We start from the raw sequence: 19,359 nt of genomic DNA, 5'->3' as shown, positions 1-19,359 counted from the left end.
CAACATGACAGCATCTGGACAAAAATGGCCTTTATGATACAGCCTCTTTTATTTATTACCCGCGTTCTACAAATTTATGGAAGGTACTCTCCTCTCCATCTGCTTTTTTATCCTGATATAAAAAATCGAGTTTGCTGTCATCAAAGGTTTTAAAAAAGGTATCCCAATCCGTTTCCTTTAAATCTGAAGAACTGTCGCTATGTTCTGGGAAATGAATCCTTAAAATACCTCCGCCATTGGATTTTGCTGTATCAGCGACCATCGCCGGTACACCATTGTGTTGTTCTGCCCAGGCTTTTATTGTAGCATGATCATGGGTCTGTTTCGAAGTGCTCATTGTTTTAACTATTAGTTTTTAATAAATAGACTAATATTAAAATCATTTTTTGGCAGAAATGGTTTTAGTTATAATAAAAAAACATCGCTAAGAATATAATTTAATCTAATATCACAGATAGCTACCATTATATCTTTATCGATACATTATTAAGTTTTATCAGTATATCATTTAATTTTGCTGATATAAATGTATATTGGATTTAAATGAATTACTCCAAATAGGAATAACGTTATGATCAATGTATATCTTCTTGGTGCAGGCAAACATGCTACAGAGCTTAGCGAATATTTAAATGGCGATAACGAATATCAGTTAGCAGGATATGTAATAAACCTGGATAATGCCATTAATCATCCAAATATAGCCAAGCCAGTTATTTCTTTACCATCCTTTTTAGAGAAACATCCCATTGCTTTAAATATTGCATTAATTGGTGCAATAGGCACTTATGAAAGAAAATCTATCATTGAACCGTTAGAAAACAAAGGCTATCAGTTCATCAATATCATCCATCATAACAGCTATATCAGTCCTTCAATTAAAATCGGTTATGGCAACTGTATTGCGCCGGGCTGTGTAATCAATGCAAATGTACGTATCGGTAACCACTGTATTGTTAATTCAAACTGCAACATCAGTCACGATTGCATACTAGAAAACTACGTGACCATTTCTCCCGGCGTAACCATTGCCGGAAATGTGCATGTTAATGAAGGTGTTTTTATCGGATCTGGCGCAACAATAATCCCTGGTATAACGATTGGAGAGGGAGCCTATGTAGCTGCTGGAGCTTGTGTTACAAAAGATGTTCTACCGCATGTGATGGTTGCGGGGGTGCCAGCGAGGGTAAAAAAAGAAGTATGATCAGAATAGTTTGAATTCATAAGCAGCTTTATAACAAAAAAGCCCCGATCGAATGACTGCGGATTTGTAAAAACATCTAAGTATCTATATATAAACTATTGTAACCTCAAAATCCTTTCACCGTACTTAATTTCTGTTTCTGAGGTGACTTCAAATTCATATTCTTTTTCTGCTGTAACAGTAAGCTTTTTGCCCTTGATTTTGTAAGTACCTCCATATGCTACATCGCCACCTGGCACTATATCTGCTTTGCCGTCTACCATGAGTGTAACGCGTATCGCACTGGTAAGGTATCCATTAGGCTTGGGTACATTAATTTCATAAAATGTTTTTTCTTCTTTTACAGTTAGCTTTTTACAAGAAGTAAAACATAAAAACAAGAGCATTAAATAGATGAGATTTTTCATAATATTTTTTATTACAAAAACGTATCAGGGTTAATAAACGCTACAATAAAAGTTCTATAAATCACCATAGAAGTTTACCGGATTAAACAGATATTCTAAAATACATTAAATAGCTTAATAAACTAAAAACCCCCGATCTGTTGATCGGGGGTCTATTATGTTGAAATCAGTATCAATTAATATTTAACACGGATACCAATTTGCATACTCCAACGTGATAAATAATCGGAATAAGCATATGGTTTACCTGTATATTGATCAGTACCGAATGTTGGGTTAAAAGTATAGTTAGGTTTTACCACATTACCAGTGGTTGTATAACCAACAATGTTCAATGGTGAGATTACTTGATTTGAAGCGAAGTATCCTTGTCCCCATTTCTTGTTTATTAAGTTGCCAACATTGAAAATATCAAATGTGAAGCTAAATACGCTCTTTTTATAGATATTAATATCCTGCACTAATTTAAAATCGAAATGATTTTCCCAAGGTAAACGTGTACCATTACGCTTAGTATTTTTACCTATATTCTCTTTTAAATAAGGATCAGAGTTTACATATTGTTGAAACAACTCATATTGTCTTGCTCCAGTCATAGTACCAGTTACACCAGTAACCGGATCTTTAATACCAGTTAAAGAAGTAATAAAGCTAGATGCGTCTACAGGGATAAAAAGTAAATCGGCATTGTTACTTGAAGATTTTGATGGTGTCGCAGTAGTTGATCCATCATCACCGTTTAAGTCACCGAATACAACATAAGAAAGCGCTTGGCCAGACTGTCCGTTGTAGAATAAACCTATGTTAGTAGCAAATTTACCACCACCATACTTAAATTTCTTACCCAACATAAATGACACTCTAGAACCCATGTCATTATTATTGGTTGCTAAATCTAAATTGTTTAAACCGTTTACGTTATAGGCAAATCTATAGTTAGATAATGCTGTAGAAGAAGTACCATCATTTAAGTTAAATGAGTGGCCAATGGTATAAGAAACGCTTGACATGAAACCGCTGCTAAATTGTTTCTCTAGCTTTCCATAAACAGTATATGAATAACCTTTATTCGTATTGGTTAAATACAATATATTAGTGTAATTCTTATCTATCTTACTTGCGTTATAAAATGGTCTTGTTACACCATTACCCATATCAAGAGTGTAAGAAGATGGGTTTAAGTTCATATCTTGATACAAGATATCTTTGATTGTTTTTGTATAAGTACCTTCAATAGTACCTACTAAACCCCACGGTAATTTTTGATCAACAGCCAAATTAGTTTTTAATACTCTTGGTGCCTGGAAATTTGGATCTGTTATATCTACCTCAGTTGCTGGCGGAGTTGTTGGTGTACCCTGATAAGGAGATGAAGGATTAAATGTTATATTGTTTTGACCTATTGCAGCTGAATTTGCAGTATACTTAATAGTCGCTTTACCAGTATTCGAATATTGATTCGATACCCATACCATAGGTACTCGGCCAGAGAATATGCCTACACCACCACGGATTTGAGTCTGAGAATTATTAAACACATCCCAGTTAAAACCTAGTCTTGGTGTTACAATAATAGTTGATTTTGGAGTTCTGCTATTTACTAAATTGTTAGCTATAGCTACTGGTGAAGCATTAAACGCAGGATTATCTACAGGATTGTTTAAATATACAGGCACCTCTGCTCTTACGCCATAGGTTAATCTGAAATTGTCTCTGATGCTCCAAACATCTTGAGCATATAAACTAAATTGTGCCATTTTAATTCTAGCTGGTGCTAATGGGTCACTCTTATCTGTTGAATAAGTCGTTTGATATTGAGTCATTCCAGTTTGAGGAGTAGCCATAAATCCGGCCAGACTTGTGAAACTATAATCACCATAAACGCCTTGTAAGAATACGTTTTTAGTTTTATAAAATAAATTATCTGTCCCGAATGTAAGACTGTGAGAACCTAATGTTACATTGAAATTATCTGTCAAAGTAAAATTATCTTGATTTAAGCTATTTGCCTGCGAACTGTAATCTGCACCAAACCGAAAAGTTCCAGCAACCGGATCAGCAATACTAACACTTGGGAACGCAACTCCTGGATCTCTCCTATCCCTTATGGCAGTATAAGTTAAGCGCAGTAAATTCGAAGCACTATTTGATAACTTAGAGCTTAATTCAGCAACAACAGAAGTCGTTTTATTACTCTGAGCATACCCATTGTTATAGAATGACATCGCTGTTTGAGAATCTGAAATACTATAATTACTTCCCTGAACGTAATTTCCACGGATCATTAATTTATTTTTGTCGTTGATGTTCCAATCAATACGACCAAATATATTATCAGATTTTCTAGTTAGATTAATTCCATTAATTTTACCCACGTCATAACCATATTTGTTCATCACAAAATCTTTTAGGGTCTGAGCATTAGCAACACTAATTCTTGATGTACCATCAGGTCCACCAGGTTGATTAGCAATAGGCTGGTCTCTGTTTAAACCTTCATAAGCAACGAAGAAAAACAATTTATCTTTAATAATAGGTCCGCCCATGCTTAATCCATATTGAAAAGATTTGAAATCTGTATACTTATTTCTTGTTGTATAACTTCTTCCAACTAAATCTTGATTTTGGTAAGTTCCAAAAGCTGTTCCATGAACCTCATTTGTTCCACTTTTTGTTACAGCGTTCATACTTCCTCCGGTAAAACCAGCTTGGCTAACATCATAAGGAGATAATGAAACCTGTACTTGCTCTATCGCATCAAATGGAATTGGATTAATACCTGCCTGACCACCATTTGTTCCATTACTTGCAAGACCAAAAACGTCAGTTGAGTTAGCACCGTCAATCGTAAATTGATTATAACGTGTGCTTTGTCCGCCAAAGCTTATTCCTAGCGGTGAACCATCCGTACTGCTGTTTCTTACTAGAGCAATAGGACTCAAGCGAGCAAAGTCATTGATATTTCTTGAAATGGTTGGCAACATGTCTAACTGGTTTCTTGAAACAGAAGTAGAAGTTCCGGTTTTATTTCTCCCAATTACAGAGCTTCTGTTACCAGTTATATTTACTTCAGTTAGAAGTACCGAGTTATCAACCAGAACAGGGTCAAGCTTACTGTTTTCACCTAAGTTCAAATAAATATCTTTACTGGTGAAAGGGTGATATCCCACAAAATTAACTTCAATAGTGTAGGGACCACCAACACGCATATTGTTAATTACATAGCGACCTTCATTGTTAGTTGATACAGAATAAACCGTACCTGTTGGTGTGTGTGTTGCTTTAACACTTGCACCGGGCAAAGCGCCTTTGGCATCCTTAACTGTTCCTGAAATTGATGATGAGGTTACCTGTGCATTTGCACCAACGGTAATACCTACAAATGCAACAATAACCAGTACTAATCTTAAAAGTAAAGATTTCTTCATACTTTGTTTTTTAAATGTTTTTTGTTGTTGAATAATAAATCTAATAGGGATATTATGCTGCAAATGTACCCAATAAAATTTAACACATTTTAACATCCAATGTTAAATAATTATTAAGTCAGGCAAAACTTTTCAACATTTAACACATATTGAAGCGATTATAACTTTCAGTTTATCAATACATTGTTTATAAAACTAAATATTTAATAACGAAATCAACAGTTGATTATAATTTAGGCAGAAAACCTAAGTTAAGATTGGTATTTTTCAAATAATACATGTTAACAACATTTTTTAAACCTAAACATCGCTGTTATTTAACTTTTTGTTAGCTTATCCATATATTATTCGGCAAACCCGCTTCATTGTAGTTATCATTTTTAAACAGAATGCTTAAACAATATTCAATCATTGTAAATTTTAACTGTTATCTCAACATTGGGCTAAGCAATTGACATTTTTTTTTTAGTTTTGAACGATTGTTGCAGGATGAAGATCTTTTAACTTTTTGTAATCCGGATGTAGGCAGCCACGATTATAGGATGAAGCCACACGGTTACAGATAATACAAAACAATTAAAAACAAATCTCTTTAAAATAGATTAAAAAACAGATGAATTACGACGTTATTGTTTTAGGCAGCGGCCCAGGTGGTTACGTAGCTGCAATCAGAGCTTCTCAATTGGGACTAAAAGTTGCAATTGTTGAGCGTGAATCATTAGGTGGTATTTGTTTAAACTGGGGCTGTATCCCTACTAAAGCACTTTTAAAAAGTGCTCAGGTTTTCGAATATATTAATCATGCTGCTGATTACGGAATACAGGTTGGCGAAGCGAAGACAGATTTTGCTGCTGTGGTAAAACGCAGCCGTGGCGTAGCCGATGGCATGAGTAAAGGCGTTCAATTTTTAATGAAAAAAAATAAAATTGACGTAATTATGGGTACTGGTAAAGTAAAACCAGGAAACAAATTAGAAGTTAAAGGTGCAGATGGTTCTCAACAAGAACTAAGTGCTAAAAATATCATCATTGCTACAGGTGCCCGTTCAAGAGAATTGCCTAACCTGAAACAAGATGGCAAAAAAATTATTGGCTACCGTCAGGCAATGGTACTTCCTGAATTACCAAAAAGCATGGTCGTGGTAGGTTCTGGCGCTATTGGTGTAGAGTTTGCTTATTTCTATGCCACCATGGGCACAAAAGTAACCATCGTAGAATTTATGGATAACGTTGTTCCGGTTGAAGACGAAGACGTTTCTAAACAATTGTTACGCAGCCTGAAAAAAGCAGGTATCGATGTCATGACATCAGCAAGTGTAGAATCTGTTGATACCAGCGGCGCAGGCTGTAAAGTTTCGGTTAAAACAGCTTCGGGTATGCAGACTATCGAGGCCGACATCGTGCTTTCGGCAGCAGGTATTGTAGCCAACATCGAAAACATTGGTTTAGAAGAAACCGGTATCAAAACAGAGAAAGGTAAAATCGTTACCGACGAATTCTACAATACTTCAGTTAAAGGTTATTATGCAATTGGCGATGTAGTAGGCGGTCAGGCACTTGCCCACGTGGCTTCTGCAGAAGGCATTATCTGTGTAGAAAAAATTGCTGGTCAGCATGCCGAGCCGTTAGATTATAACAACATCCCGGGATGTACCTATTGCACGCCAGAAATTGCTTCAGTAGGTTATACCGAAAAAGCAGCTAAAGCAGCTGGTTACGAATTAAAGATTGGTAAATTCCCGTTCTCTGCATCAGGTAAAGCAAGTGCTGCCGGTGCTAAAGACGGTTTCGTAAAATTAATTTTCGATGCTAAATACGGCGAATTATTAGGCGCACACATGATCGGTGCCAACGTTACCGAAATGATTGCCGAAATCGTAGTTGCCCGTAAACTAGAAACCACTGGTCACGAAATGATTAAATCTGTTCACCCTCACCCTACCATGAGCGAAGCCATTATGGAAGCTGCAGCTGATGCATACGGAGAAGTGATACACTTATAAGGTAGAAGGTTTAAAGGTGGAAGGCATAAGGTGCCAAAACCATAAGTAAACCCAATTATTATAAAAACCCTTTAGTTAATCCTAAAGGGTTTTCTTATTTTTATAGGCCATTTTTTTAAAAACCCTAAACCCTAAACCCTAAACCCTAAACCCTAAACCCTAAACCCTAAACCCTAAACCCTAAACCCTAAACCCTAAACCTAAACCCTAAATGAAACTCCACACCATAAACACAGGCTTATTTAAACTCGATGGTGGTGCCATGTTCGGCGTTGTCCCCAAGGCCATCTGGCAAAAAACCAACCCAGCTGACGCAAACAACCTTTGCACCTGGGCCATGCGTTGCCTTTTAATTGAAGAAGGTAGTCAATTGATTTTAGTGGATACCGGTATCGGGAGCAAACAGGACGAAAAGTTTTTCAGTCATTATTACCTGCATGGGGACGACTCGATGGAAAAATCGCTGACACGATTGGGTTTCAGTATGGCCGATATTACCGATGTTTTCCTCACACACCTTCATTTTGATCATGTGGGTGGGGCAATAGTAAGAGAAAACGACAAGCTGATCCCAGCCTTTAAAAATGCGCTTTATTGGAGTAATGAAAAACACTGGCAATGGGCAGTGGAGCCAAATGCGAGGGAAAAAGCTTCTTTCTTAAAAGAAAACATTCTGCCGATCCAGGAAAGCGGACAGCTTAAATTTATTGATGAAAAAGAAAATATCGAATGGCAGAAAAATATCAATATCGGCTTTGTTTACGGTCACACCGATGCCATGATGTTGCCCAAAATCAATTACAAAGGCAGAACCATCGTGTACATGGCCGATCTTTTACCTTCGGTTGGTCACCTTCCCCTGCCCTATGTAATGGCTTATGATATGTTTCCTTTAAAAACATTGACCGAGAAACAAGCCTTTTTAGAAGAAGCCGTTAACAACAACTATATATTATATCTGGAGCACGATCCTGTTAACGAATGCTGCACTTTACAAAGAACAGAAAAAGGTATCCGAGTTGCCGAAACCTTTAGCCTAAGCGATATTTAGATGATCAGACCAGCCAAACCTGCAGATACAGAAGAAGTTGCACCACTGATTATTCAGGCGATGGACAAACTGGCGAAGAAATTAACCAATGTTGAAGATGATGAAATAATTAATCAGATCTTTAAACACTTCTTTCAACAAAAGGACAACCAATACAGTTACCAAAACACCTTGGTTTTTGAAGATGAGGGTAAAATCCTGGGATCTTTAAATGCCTATGATGGCAGCAAACTCCTAAAGCTTCGCCAGCCCTTTTTAGCGTACCTGGCTGAGCATTACCAGGCCAATAACACCGATCAGGGCACCGAGACCCAAAGCGGGGAATTTTACCTCGATACCATTAGTGTTAATCCACTGGCCCAGGGAAAGGGAATAGGAAAACAGCTCATTAAAGCAGGAATTGATTGGGCCGAACAACTTGGTCACCATACTGCTGGCTTATTGGTAGAACAGAACAACGACCGGGCATTAAAGCTTTACCAGAATATGGGCTTTGTTATTCAAAATGAAAAAGAATTTATGGGCGGATTATACCATCACATGATCTTTAAAATCAAATAAACACCTTCCCCCATATCGTTTTTGTACCGCCAAACGCTCCCCGCCCTGCACTTCTCAAATTTATTTTCATTTTTATTTGTATTTAATCTAAATAATACCAATTTTTGTAACCGATGGAAAAAGCGTGTATCGATATTAATGAACTGGTTAACGTATTCTCAAATACCCATGGCTCTATTTATCAATCAGATAAATTAAACTGCTTTTACGTAGATTTTGGCGGCAAATTTGCACGCTTCAATTGCCTGTCGCTTCAAAAATTAAAAAAGGTTGTAGAAGATATTGATATTGAAGCACTCCTTTTAAACACCCGCAAAGCCGATTTCGAACTGGTTACCTTTAATGGCTGCGAACACATCTATTTATTAAGTGCCTTAGAAATTATCGCTTTAAAAGATTTGTTACAAGGTACTTTTACCATGTTCAAACTAAATCACCTCATCAGCGATTGCCTTTATAGACTGGTTTATTAGTCGTTAGTTCAATGGTTCATTAGTCATTGGTCATTAGTTTATTGGCAAGTTCAGATTGGTTAATAGGTTAATTGTTTAAACCGCCTAACAGACAGTAATTCTATAATGCATGGCTCATAGCCATAATTGCACACAAACCTCACTCAAACCTTAATTTTTTTAACTTCTTAATGGTAAGAATAATTAGTTAACTATATAAATTGGTTAATCGGTCAATTGCTTAAAAAGATTAACTGCTTATATTAAACTACCAATTGAAAATTGTCAACTGTACTGTATTAATTACATCCATTTTTCGTTCAATCCATTCGGCGCGTCATACTGAACTTGTTTCAGTATCTATTATATCGGAAAGATCCTGAGATAAACTACCATTCACTGATTCTAAAAATCGGCGTCATCTCGACCGGAGCACCGCGTAGTGGAGAGATCTTTGAACTAGACTAAAAGATCTCTCCGCTACGGTCGAGATGACGATTCTTCGCGGCCTATCAATTCGCTAAAATCCCTCTCATTAATTAATATTGTTTTTATACAATAAGTTATTTCGCATGATGACAATCACGAGGTAAATTTCAATATACTATCCTATTCTCAACTCCTCAGTTATTCTCATGGACTTAATTCATTGAAAACTACAAATGAAAATTACCAATTGAAAACTGTTAACTGAAAAATTGCCAACTAAAACCGATCTTTATCCTTCTGATCCTCAAGCACTACCCGTTTGGCGTTATTCATACATTTTCCGTCATGCATCTTACATTACCCACCCTCCCTTCCTCCTTATTTAAACTGATTACAAATAACTAATTATCAGCAATTTAGACTAATTTCATATAGCAAATAAATCACACAATATGGTTAATTTGATGTTACCTTTGTATCATTAGTTAAGCAAAGAAAATTATGAAAGACTTAATGCGCATTAAATGTTTAATATCACAGGATATCGAAACATTATTAAATCAGCAGATCAAAAAAGAAGCCCACTCTTCATCACTATATTTATCAATGTCATCTTGGTGCGACCAAAATGGATTCGACTTTTCAGCAGATTATTTCTTAAAGCAATCTGAAGAAGAAAGAGTACACCAGCTTAAATTGTTCAAATATGTTTTGGATATGGGTGGAAACGCAATATCTCCGGAGGTTTCCGGTATCAAAACCGAATTTGCCGGATTTAGGGAAGTTTTCGAAGATGCTTTAGAAGCAGAAATCGCCATTACCCAAAGCTTTAAAAACCTGGCTTCTAAATGCCATAAAGAACAGGATTTTGTAACCATGGAATTCTTAAACTGGTTCCTGAAAGAGCAACGTGAAGAAGAATATAAAGCACGCAGGGCATTAGAATTATTCGAAGTAATTGGCGAAGAAGGCACAGGAAGATGGGAAATTGATAAACACGTGAACAAAATCACCTATTCAGAAGAATAACAACAACAAAACATATATTGAAAGCTATCCTGATTAAAATTAGGGTAGCTTTTTTTTTATGCACTTAGATTCCCTATGAGGAATCGTCATTGCGAGGAGGAACGAGCGCCTGCCTCGACTTTCTCGGGGAAGCAATCTTAAAGCGCATGCTAATAGCGATCGTTGTAAGATTGCTTTCCCGAGATCGGGACAGGCTGTCGGCTGAAAAAGCCTTCTCGCAATGACGACTTTTCTTTGAGAACGCTCCATTTCGCTACGCTTCATCCAATAACTATCGGATCGAGATTAACAACCTATAATAAAAAGAAAAGCTCCAGTTTTTACTGGAGCTTTCTGGTTTAGGGTGTTTGGTTTATGTTGATTATGAATAAGTCTTGATACTTTTGTAAAAAAAGCGCCGTTACCAGCGCTTTTTTTAAACCAAATATATAATAATAATTAACGAGCATTACAAAAGTACAAACTTTATTCATATTAGCAAGAATTTTTATTAAAAAATTTAAATATTTTAATATAAAATACATAAAACACTAAAATACAGACATAAAAAATAATCGAAATGGATATAAATCATATAAAAATTAATTTTTAACATAAAAACATTAGTTTTTTACTTACAAAATCATAATTTAAGGAAATATTTAAGCAAAATGATCGAAGATTTTATAAAAAATTACTTAAATCATCCCAAAACTTATGATGAAATGTTCCTAAACAGTGATCATTACCGAGATCATTATTCAAACTTCATCAACAATTTCTCTAAAGAATCGCTCGAAAACCTGAACAAAAAGGAAGAATTAGCCAAAAAGCTGTTCATGAGCCAGGGCATTACCTTTACGGTATATGATAGCGGCGAAGGCATCGAAAAAATCTTTCCTTTTGATATTATCCCGAGAATTATTACATCAGCAGAGTGGAGTTTTATAGAAAAAGGAATAAAACAACGCCTAAAAGCGCTGAATCTTTTCTTAAAAGACATCTATAGCAATCAATTTATCTTAAAAGACCAGATTGTCCCCATAAATGTAATTTATTCTTGCCCGCATTTTTTAAGAGAGATGCACAATGTAAATGTATTACACGATATCTATATCCACATTGCAGGGATAGACCTGATAAGAGATCATGACGGAACATTTTATGTATTAGAAGACAACCTGCGCACACCTTCGGGCGTAAGCTATATGCTCGAGAACAGGGAAATCACCAAAAGATTATTCCCCGACCTTATTCCGCAATGCGGCGTAAGGAGTGTAACCGAATATCCTGCCATATTATATAAAAATTTAATGAGCCTCTCTCCCAGAGCTGTTTCGAATCCAACAATTGTACTGTTAAGCCCCGGCATGTATAATTCTGCGTATTACGAACATACCACCCTGGCCCGCTTAATGGGGGTAGAACTGGTAGAGGGACGTGATCTGGTGGTTAAAAATCAAAAGGTATTTATGAAAACCACTACTGGCCTGCAACAGGTTGATGTGATTTATCGCCGTGTAGACGACGACTATCTTGATCCGCTGGTTTTTAATCCGAACAGCGTATTGGGTGTTGCCGGCCTAATGGGTGCCTATCGCAAAGGTAATGTAGCCATTATTAATGCAATAGGCAATGGCGTAGCCGACGACAAAGCCGTTTATACTTATGTACCAGATATGATCAGGTACTACCTGAATGAAGAACCCATACTCAAGAATGTACCCACTTACCAGCTCAGCAATAAAGACGAGCTCGATTATGTTTTTGAAAACATCAATACAATGGTCATAAAAAAAACCAATGGAAGTGGTGGATATGGCATGTTAATGGGGCACGCTGCCAGCGAGCAGGAAACTGACGAATACAAAATCGAAGTACTGAAAGATCCCCGCAATTTTATTGCCCAACCTACCATAAGCCTGTCGTCAGCACCGTGTTTTATCAACGGAAAACTGGCGCCACGCAGAATCGACCTTCGTCCTTTCGCCTTAAACGGACCGGATGGCATTTCAATTGTGCCGGGTGGCTTAACCAGGGTGGCTCTAAAAGAAGGTTCGCTGGTCGTAAACAGCTCGCAGGGCGGTGGCAGTAAAGATACATGGGTTTTAACTTCTTAGAATACAGAATATGTTAAGTAGAGTTGCATCAAGCTTATATTGGCTAAGCAGATATGTTGAGCGCAGCGATGGTATGCTGCGCATGTTAAAAACAAATTATGCTTCCTCACAAGATACCATACAGGAATTTACCTGGAAGCCCGTCATCAGGATTTTTTCTTCAGATGACGAAAATGAATTATTGAATATCCAGCACGATAGCCGGGCGGTAATAGAATACCTCTTGTTAAACCGCGAGAATCAAAATTCTATTTTAAACATCGTTACCCTGGCAAGGGAAAATGCACGGAGTGTTCAGGAACATATCCCTAAAGATTTATGGCAGTGTTTAAACGAATATTACCATGCGGTAAAAGACGAGAAATTATTGTGGTACGTACAGAAAGATGATCCTGTTACCGCCCTGGATGTTTTGATTAAACAAGTAATGTTATATAACGGAACTGCCGACAGTGTGATGGAGCGCGGCGAAAGCAGAAGTTTTATGAATATTGGCAAACACCTGGAGAGAAGCATACAGTCAGTCGATATTCTCGATATTAAATTCAGCTCGATAAGCAGCAATCCGGATCTGCTGACGGATATATCCTACTGGAAACATTTATTGCTATCATTAGGTGGTTATGAGCTATACCTAAAAACTTACAGGCAAGGTTTCGACGCAAAAAACATCATCGAATTAGTCATGCTCAACAATGATTTTCCAAGGTCGGCATTGTATGCGATGCATAATATCGAAAGGTATTTTAACCGGTTAAAAAGCGAAAGCAATATCGAACATTACAACAACTTATCTTTTAAAATAGGGCGTTTAAAAAGCATGATTACCTATAGCTCGGTAAATACCATGAACGAAGAGCAGCTGCATCATTACCTTACAGAGATCAGAGCTGAACTTTTCGGCATCGGAAACCTGCTAAACGAATATTATTTCGCAAATTCATAAATTTTTAAGCACAGATACTATTCTTTTATTGATTTATGATCGGTGCTTATCTTTTTTATCTGTGGTAACCTATAATAATAAAAACCAATATGCCAATTTTCAAAATCAAACATATCACCAATTACAAATACGAATTGCCTGTTCGGGATAGTGCAAATCAGATTATTTTATTTCCGATTAAGGATGATTTCCAAAAGGTGGTTAAACACGACCTGAATATCTCCGGAAGCCCGGAAATTGAAATCTTTATCGATTACTATGGCAATGAAGTAGGCACATTTACCCAAAATGAGCCACATACCCAGCTGAAAATTTTCTCTAAAGTAAGTGTAGAAACCTTCCCGAAGCCATTGCCGCAAGACGATATGTTTAGCAGTGAGCAGTGGAACAGTTTAAGCGTCCTAAAATTCGAAGTGCCATATATCGATTACTTGCGACAAGAAAGCTTCGAGGGCATCAACCAGCTGAAAGAAACTGCGCTTAAGATTAAAGATGCTGAAGATACCCCCTATCAAACCGCAATAAAATATTGCGCCGATGTTTTCAATAATTTCGAATACATTAAGGGTGTAACCGCTGTTGACACCACCATAGATGAAATTTTAAAACTTAGAGCAGGTGTTTGTCAGGATTTTGCCCATGTACTAACCGCCATGTTGCGTTTAACGGGCATCCCGGCAAGATATGTGAGCGGTTATATATGCCCCAACAGAGATGGCATGCGGGGCGAGGGCGCAACCCATGCCTGGGCTGAGGCTTATTTACCAGAATATGGCTGGCTGGGTTTAGATCCCACCAATAACTGTATTGCCAACGAAAACCATGTACGCCTCGCAGTGGGCCGTAATTTTGCCGATTGCTCACCAGTAAAAGGGGTTTACAAAGGTGGTTTCGAACATATTATGGAAGTTAACGTATCAGTAGGTTATAACGATGAAGACTTTAATGATAATGAAACTTATTTTCAGCCAAAAGAAGTGAATTACACTAAACCATCCGGAATAATAACCACTGCAAGAACACAAAACAGCTATCAGCAATATATGGAAGCGATGCAACAACAACAACAACAACAACAGTAGGCAATTTGCAGCTGGCAGTTAGCAGTTCAATTGATTAGAAAAACAAAGCAGTAGAGACTTAGCTAATGGCTCTACTGCTTAAAATTTCATCGATCTTTTCATTTTCAATAATCCACATCCCTATCCGTTCATCGGTAATCCCATCCATCAGGTTATAAGTAAATGCAGGTTTGTTATCTTTCATTTTAGTGAAAAGATATTTGAACATGATGTTTTTATTATCTTTCAGCATTTCGGCAACCTCAATAATATGAGTCGAAATCATGAAACAACAATCTTCTATTTTAGAAAATGATTTAATTACAGATAAAGACCCATCAAAAGCGTCTTTTACATTTGTACCCCTAAACAACTCATCAAAAATTACGAAAATATTTTTAGAGATCTTAATCTTCTCAGCAACATGTTTTACCCTTAAAACTTCATTGTAAAAATGACTATAGCCTTGATTCAAATTATCGGGCAAATTTATAGTCGATATTAGCCCTTGCCAAATACTCGTTTCCATGTATTTTGCAGGAACCGGAAGCCCTAAATGCGCCAAATAAACAGATATACCAACAGACTTTAAAAAAGTAGATTTTCCAGCCATATTACTCCCCGTAAGAAAGCAGATATTTTTCTCCGTTCCGAATTCAATATCATTAGCAACAGGATTACTTAAAAAAGGATGAAAAACGCCACTGATATGAAAATGACGCGCTTTTAAATTTACATTTGGCAGGGTTAATTTAAACTTTCTGGCGGCCAGAACAATAGAAAAATAAGCATCTACCTGGTAGATTATGTCTAAAAACTTCTTGATCGTTTTCAGCTCAGTTTTCTTAAAAATAAAATCAAGTTCCTCTAATTCGAATATGCTGATCTTCTTTTCTTTGCGTTCAACAATACTTTTAACTAATACCTGCTTAAATAAGGTGAATACAACATCATCAAATTCTTTCGCCAGTTCAGGTTTATCTTTATCATTCAATCCGGCAAAAACCTCGCCCAGCTTTTTAAGCAAAAAAATTATTTCTTTTATACCTTTCTCTTTTAAGTAATAACCCTGGTTTGGATAAAAGAAATAATTGACAGACTTAGCTAATGCGGATATCCTGGAATAAGACTTGATTTTAGCATATTGCATCAGATAGCTTTCAACAAAATCGATGTTGGTGCGATCAAAATTTAAATTACCCGAATAACCTGAAAGATATTTTACAACATGCTGTCGTTCGTTAATGACCTGAATATCAGTAGATGGTGTTCTAAAAATATCGATCAGTTTATCCCTGCCTTTAATTGTCGAAGTAAAATTGAATAATGAAAAAACACTTTTATCTAAACCATAAACCTCAAATATGTTTAAATCAGCCAAGGTTTGTTTATCTATATCAAACTTATTCATGGGGCGCTGTAGATGGATATGCTAAAATTGTTTTTATCTATAATCTTTTCAAGATAAGAATTTACTATAATAGTTGGCCGTTTTCAATTGGCAATTAACAGTCTGATTTTGCTTAATGCTAAAAAAACTGTCAACTGAAACCCGCAAACTGCCAACTGATAAACTTTTTTTTCTAAATTTGCGCCTTTTACAAATAACAATATGATTAAGAGACAGCAAATTAAAGATTTATTAAAGTCGACAGCATTTGACACAGAGGTAACGGTTATGGGATGGGTTAGAACTTTCCGTAATAATCAGTTTATTGCATTAAATGACGGGTCTTGCATGAGCAATATCCAGGTGGTGATCGATTTTAATAATTTACCCGATGAGCTGTTAAAAAGAATAACTACTGGTGCAGCCATTTCTGCAACAGGTAAATTGGTAGAATCTTTAGGTAAAGGTCAAACTGTTGAGATTAAGGCAACAACTGTAGAAATTTTAGGTGATAGCGATCCTGAAAAATTCCCATTGCAACCAAAAAAACACAGTTTAGAGTTTTTACGCGAAATTGCACACCTGCGTTTCCGTACCAATACTTTTAATGCCGTTTTTAAAGTACGTCATGCTTTGGCATTTGCCATCCACCAATTCTACAACGAACGTGGCTTTGTATACATGCACACGCCTGTAATTACCGCAAGTGATGCAGAAGGTGCCGGCGAAATGTTCAAGGTAACCACTTTAGATTTTGATAATACACCACGTACAGATGATGGTAAAGTAGATTTCTCGCAGGATTTCTTTGCCCGTGCAACCAACTTAACCGTATCTGGTCAGCTGGAAGGTGAGTTAGCAGCAATGGCTTTCGGACAGATTTATACTTTCGGACCTACTTTTAGGGCAGAAAACTCAAATACCACACGCCACCTGGCCGAGTTCTGGATGATTGAGCCAGAAGTTGCCTTTGCCGATTTGGAAGATAACATGCAGCTTGCAGAAGATATGATGAAGTATGTAATTAAATATGCTTTAGATAACTGCAAGGATGAATTAGAATTCTTAAACGCACGTTTGGCCGAAGAGGACAAACAAAAACCACAGAACGAGCGCAGCGAATTTAGCTTGTTAGAAAAACTCGATTTCTGTTTAGCCAACGAGTTTGAACGTTTAACCTATACTGAGGCGATCAGGATTTTAAAATCTTCTAAACCAAACCAGAAGAAACAGTTTAAATACCTGATTGATGAATGGGGTGCCGATTTACAAAGCGAGCACGAACGTTACCTGGTAGAAAAACACTTTAAAAAACCGGTAATCTTAACGGATTATCCTGCTGATATTAAATCATTCTACATGCGCCAGAATGAGCCAGATGCTGAAGGCAGACAAACTGTTGCAGCAATGGATATTTTATTCCCGGGTATTGGCGAAATGATTGGCGGATCGCAACGTGAGGAACGTTTAGACCGTTTAACTAAACGCATGGAAGATTTAAACATTCCACAGGAAGAACTTTGGTGGTATTTAGATACCCGCCGTTTTGGATCAGCTCCGCACTCGGGTTTTGGCTTAGGTTTCGAACGTTTGGTATTGTTTGTAACCGGAATGACCAACATCCGCGATGTAATTGCTTTCCCAAGGTTCCCTAAAAACGCGGAATTTTAAGAGGGTTTAGGGTTTAGGGTTTAGGGAAAACAAATAGCCCATTATCAAAGGAGTCAAGTTTAAAAAAACTTGACTCCTTTTTTTCTATAAAATTATTTCGATTTACAATGCGAGGGAACGGGTCCCATCATACTGAACTTGTGTCAGTATCTATCCTGCTACTTTCGTTATTAAGACCCTGAGCTAAACTCAGGGTGACGATCGAGAGAAGGGGTCCGTCATACTGAACTTGTTTCAGTATCTATCCCGCTATTTTCGTTATCAAGACCGTGAGCTAAACTCAGAGTGACGATCGAGAGAGGGGGCCGTCATACTGAACTTGTTTCAGTATCTATCATGCTATTTTCGTTATCAAGACACTGAGCTAAACTCAGGGTGACGATCGAGAGAAGGGGTCCGTCATACTGAACCTGTTTCAGTATCTATCCTGCTATTTTCGTTATCAAGACACTGAAAATGAATTTACTGCGTAGATTTTCGCTGCGCTACAGGTCAGGGTGACGGATTGAAGGGATTGAATTTCAACTTTATTCGAGGGTTTCAAAGAAATCCTCCCAATTTGGGTTATTTTGATTAATCAAATTTATCTTCCAAGCCCGTTTCCAGTTTTTTAACCGCTTTTCTTTTGCGATAGCTTCCTCAATAGAATCAAACTGTTCATAATAAACGAGTTTATTACAGTTATACTTGGCTGTAAATGAATCGGGATATTTCTTCTCCTTATGTTCGACTATTCTGAAATATAAATCAGATGTTACACCGACGTATAAAACCGTATGTGTATGATTCGTTAATATGTAAACGCATCCACCTCGTTCCATAAATTTTAATTCATTTAGTTTTCTTACAATAAAGATGCTGACTCCGAATGTCTGAAACAGTAAGGCGATCGTGAAAGATAAGGAACCTTAATTTATTTCCATATTCCGTCATACTGAACTTGTTTCAGTATCTATCCTGCTACTTTCGTTATTAAGACCCTGAGCTAAACTCAGGGTGACGATCGAGTGGGCGGGTCCGTCATACTGAACCTGTTTCAGTATCTATCCTGCTATTTTCGTTATCAAGACCCTGAGCTAAACTACCATTGACGTTATTTGCAAATCATTATTAATCAAAACTTTAGCTGCTTTAGTATTTCCATCCAGCTAGGCCATAGCACGATATCTCCGTTCTGCTTAAATCCGGCCTAACAAATTTTTCGGGCTGCACTGTCTAAGCCAACCCACTAGCTTCGAAAGAAAAATTTTCAGCCGGCAGTTTTTGTTTCTTTTTGATGCCAAAAAGAGAGCCCTTCGGCGGCGGCGAGCCGAGGCAAGACCGAGCAGTAGGAAAAGGGAAACGATTGTATGTCACTCATATTGATTTTTATACAATAAATTACCCCTCAGGGTGACGATCGAGAGAAGGGGTCCGTCATACTGAACCTGTTTCAGTAGCTATCCTGCTACTTTCGTTATCAAGACCCTGAGTTAAACTCAGGGTAACGATCGAGAGAGGGGGTCCGTCATACTGAACTTGTTTCAGTATCTATCCTGCTACTTTCGTTATCAAGACCCTGAGTTAAACTCAGGGTGACGATCGAGAGAAAGGGTCCCATCATACCGAACTTGTTTCAGTAGCTATCCT

15 protein-coding genes are annotated in these 19,359 nt (G+C 37.2%); 10 read left to right on the top strand and 5 right to left on the bottom strand.

Annotated features, from left to right (window positions below; genetic code table 11):
• Window positions 1-55 precede the first annotated feature (55 nt).
• Complete coding sequence (locus ACN9MR_RS05710) at window positions 56-337, bottom strand: hypothetical protein (protein WP_426328643.1); 282 nt, start codon at window positions 335-337, stop codon at window positions 56-58.
• A 234-nt stretch (window positions 338-571) separates the two neighbouring features.
• On the opposite strand from ACN9MR_RS05710, the gene ACN9MR_RS05705 reads away from it, so the two are divergent.
• Window positions 572-1,204, top strand: coding sequence for an acetyltransferase (locus tag ACN9MR_RS05705; RefSeq protein ID WP_426328642.1), 633 nt, complete (start codon window positions 572-574; stop codon window positions 1,202-1,204).
• Between the two features lie 95 nt (window positions 1,205-1,299).
• Here the strand turns inward: ACN9MR_RS05705 and ACN9MR_RS05700 are convergent, their stop codons facing one another.
• Together ACN9MR_RS05700 and ACN9MR_RS05695 are read right to left on the bottom strand one after the other, a co-directional pair.
• Window positions 1,300-1,611, bottom strand: coding sequence for a hypothetical protein (locus ACN9MR_RS05700; protein ID WP_426328641.1), 312 nt, complete (start codon window positions 1,609-1,611; stop codon window positions 1,300-1,302).
• A gap of 176 nt (window positions 1,612-1,787) precedes the next feature.
• Complete coding sequence (locus tag ACN9MR_RS05695; protein WP_426328640.1) at window positions 1,788-5,039, bottom strand: TonB-dependent receptor; 3,252 nt, start codon at window positions 5,037-5,039, stop codon at window positions 1,788-1,790.
• Between the two features lie 613 nt (window positions 5,040-5,652).
• Between ACN9MR_RS05695 and lpdA the strand changes: the two genes are divergently transcribed.
• The 8 genes from lpdA (at window position 5,653) to ACN9MR_RS05655 (ending at window position 14,690) form a co-directional block, all read left to right on the top strand.
• On the top strand, window positions 5,653-7,041 hold the full coding sequence (lpdA, locus tag ACN9MR_RS05690; protein WP_426328639.1) for a dihydrolipoyl dehydrogenase: 1,389 nt from the start codon (window positions 5,653-5,655) through the stop codon (window positions 7,039-7,041).
• 211 nt (window positions 7,042-7,252) lie between these two features.
• Window positions 7,253-8,092 carry an MBL fold metallo-hydrolase gene (locus tag ACN9MR_RS05685; RefSeq protein WP_426328638.1) on the top strand — a complete coding sequence of 280 codons (840 nt, stop codon included), beginning with the start codon at window positions 7,253-7,255 and terminating at the stop codon, window positions 8,090-8,092.
• A complete protein-coding gene (locus ACN9MR_RS05680) occupies window positions 8,093-8,653 on the top strand; it encodes a GNAT family N-acetyltransferase (RefSeq protein ID WP_426328637.1) in 561 nt (186 codons plus the stop codon).
• 113 nt (window positions 8,654-8,766) lie between these two features.
• Window positions 8,767-9,126 (top strand): hypothetical protein, encoded by a 360-nt coding sequence (locus tag ACN9MR_RS05675; RefSeq protein ID WP_426328636.1) that lies wholly within the window; start codon window positions 8,767-8,769, stop codon window positions 9,124-9,126.
• 909 nt (window positions 9,127-10,035) lie between these two features.
• Window positions 10,036-10,563: a ferritin gene (locus ACN9MR_RS05670; RefSeq protein ID WP_057934873.1), complete on the top strand. Its 528-nt coding sequence runs from the start codon at window positions 10,036-10,038 to the stop codon at window positions 10,561-10,563.
• Between the two features lie 650 nt (window positions 10,564-11,213).
• A complete protein-coding gene (locus ACN9MR_RS05665; protein ID WP_426328635.1) occupies window positions 11,214-12,662 on the top strand; it encodes a circularly permuted type 2 ATP-grasp protein in 1,449 nt (482 codons plus the stop codon).
• Window positions 12,663-12,672: 10 nt separating this feature from the next.
• Entirely contained in the window at window positions 12,673-13,608 is a 936-nt protein-coding gene (locus ACN9MR_RS05660) for an alpha-E domain-containing protein (RefSeq protein WP_426328634.1), read from the top strand.
• 89 nt (window positions 13,609-13,697) lie between these two features.
• Window positions 13,698-14,690, top strand: coding sequence for a transglutaminase family protein (locus ACN9MR_RS05655; protein ID WP_426328633.1), 993 nt, complete (start codon window positions 13,698-13,700; stop codon window positions 14,688-14,690).
• A gap of 58 nt (window positions 14,691-14,748) precedes the next feature.
• Here the strand turns inward: ACN9MR_RS05655 and ACN9MR_RS05650 are convergent, their stop codons facing one another.
• Window positions 14,749-16,080, bottom strand: coding sequence for a MutS-related protein (locus ACN9MR_RS05650; RefSeq protein ID WP_426328632.1), 1,332 nt, complete (start codon window positions 16,078-16,080; stop codon window positions 14,749-14,751).
• Window positions 16,081-16,281: 201 nt separating this feature from the next.
• On the opposite strand from ACN9MR_RS05650, the gene asnS reads away from it, so the two are divergent.
• The gene (gene asnS, locus ACN9MR_RS05645; protein WP_426328631.1) at window positions 16,282-17,730 is read left to right on the top strand and encodes an asparagine--tRNA ligase; all 1,449 of its coding nucleotides are present in this window, start codon (window positions 16,282-16,284) and stop codon (window positions 17,728-17,730) included.
• Window positions 17,731-18,257: 527 nt separating this feature from the next.
• On the opposite strand, the gene ACN9MR_RS05640 is transcribed toward asnS, so the two are convergent.
• The gene (locus ACN9MR_RS05640) at window positions 18,258-18,551 is read right to left on the bottom strand and encodes a GIY-YIG nuclease family protein (protein WP_426328630.1); all 294 of its coding nucleotides are present in this window, start codon (window positions 18,549-18,551) and stop codon (window positions 18,258-18,260) included.
• Between the last annotated feature and the right edge of the window lie 808 nt (window positions 18,552-19,359).

Source organism: Pedobacter sp. R-06, from assembly GCF_049913135.1.
Classification (GTDB): Bacteria; Bacteroidota; Bacteroidia; order Sphingobacteriales; family Sphingobacteriaceae; genus Pedobacter.
Note: the sequence above shows the minus strand (reverse complement) of the source record. Positions and strands in the feature narration are given on the sequence as shown.